Here is a 1,145-nt window from a genome sequence, read left to right as displayed (position 1 = left end):
CTTCCCAATACTGCGCCCTAGCTGCTTTCTTGTCAGCTATATCCTCTTCTTTTACAGCGTTTCCTATCCTGCGCCAATTCCGATCTATCAACGCTCTGTGTCTTTTTTCGCTGTGATGTCCGACTTTTATTGGCTCGGCTAGCCTTAAAAACTCCGCCCCTTCTTGGCTTTTTTTGTGCCACTCATGGCTTTTTACTTCGTGTAAAGCCTGCGAATTTCTGTATTTGTCGGCTTTTCTTTCAGCATAGCTTAACTCTTCTAGGCGGACAATCGAATAATAAAATTTGTTATTTTTTTCGGCTACCAAGTTATAAACTTCGCAATCCACCTCTTTGCCGTATTGTGTTTCAAGAGTTATTATTTCGCCCTTATTGTGCTTTTCGTCGCATTCTGCCACCCATACATTAGGGCAGTATTTTTTAAAATTTGCCATTATTTAATCCTTTTTATAATCTCTAAAAACTCGCCTACAGTCATACCTGGCTCATAATAAAATTCAACAAGCCTCATCAGAATATAAGAGCGCATCTCTTTCAGCCTCCTCTCGTAGCTTTTTCAGTGTTTGTTTGTAGGTAGTTGTATAGCTTAAGACTGCCTCGTTGCTCATTTCAGCCTCAACGCATAGTACATAGACAAGTGCGGCATAGGCGAAAAAGTCTTTTTTGCAATGCTCAATAAGCAGATCAACTATTTCGCCGCTGTTTTCGCCAAGGGCGTTTTTAAAGGTGTAGCGGTGGAGGTTATATACATATTTGATGTCAGTTATTAAATAGTCAAACTTTTGATTTAAATTTATGTGTGCCACGTCGCTTTCGGCACGTGCCAGATCGTAGTTCAAACTCATTTTTAACCCCTTTTAATATTTAGATAGGCGATATTTTTGATCTCGCCGCCGTTGCTGAAAAGCACCCTAAAAAACTTAATTATCTTTCTCATCTCTAGCTCCTTTTTCTAATAGAAACCTTGCTCGCCACCGCCGTCTGATGTTAAAAATTAATTTAGCTTGCAAAAGCAACTTTTTAAAGGAAAAATTTTTATATGAAAAGTGTTAGCAGGCTTTCGCCTACTCCAAGCAAGCAAGGCTTTTACTAGAAAAAGTAGTGTTTTTCGTTTTATTAATAACCCTGTGAAAAACTATCCTAAAT

General features: G+C 38.6%; 2 protein-coding genes. Both read right to left on the bottom strand.

Annotated features, from left to right (window positions below; genetic code table 11):
- Window positions 1–433: DUF3560 domain-containing protein (locus CYO90_RS06105; RefSeq protein WP_103578856.1), on the bottom strand; the 433-nt coding region annotated here is incomplete at its 3' end.
- A 63-nt stretch (window positions 434–496) separates the two neighbouring features.
- Window positions 497–844 carry a hypothetical protein gene (locus CYO90_RS06100; RefSeq protein WP_103578855.1) on the bottom strand — a complete coding sequence of 116 codons (348 nt, stop codon included), beginning with the start codon at window positions 842–844 and terminating at the stop codon, window positions 497–499.
- Window positions 845–1,145: the final 301 nt, after the last annotated feature.

This window comes from Campylobacter concisus, from assembly GCF_002913745.1.
Lineage (GTDB): Bacteria > Campylobacterota > Campylobacteria > Campylobacterales > Campylobacteraceae > Campylobacter_A > Campylobacter_A concisus_R.
Note: the sequence above shows the minus strand (reverse complement) of the source record. Positions and strands in the feature narration are given on the sequence as shown.

What these genes read in the sequence shown, in the direction of transcription:
- CYO90_RS06100 (WP_103578855.1), bottom strand. Translation starts at nt 844, where the DNA reads ATGAGTTTGAACTACGATCTGGCACGTGCCGAAAGCGACGTGGCACAC.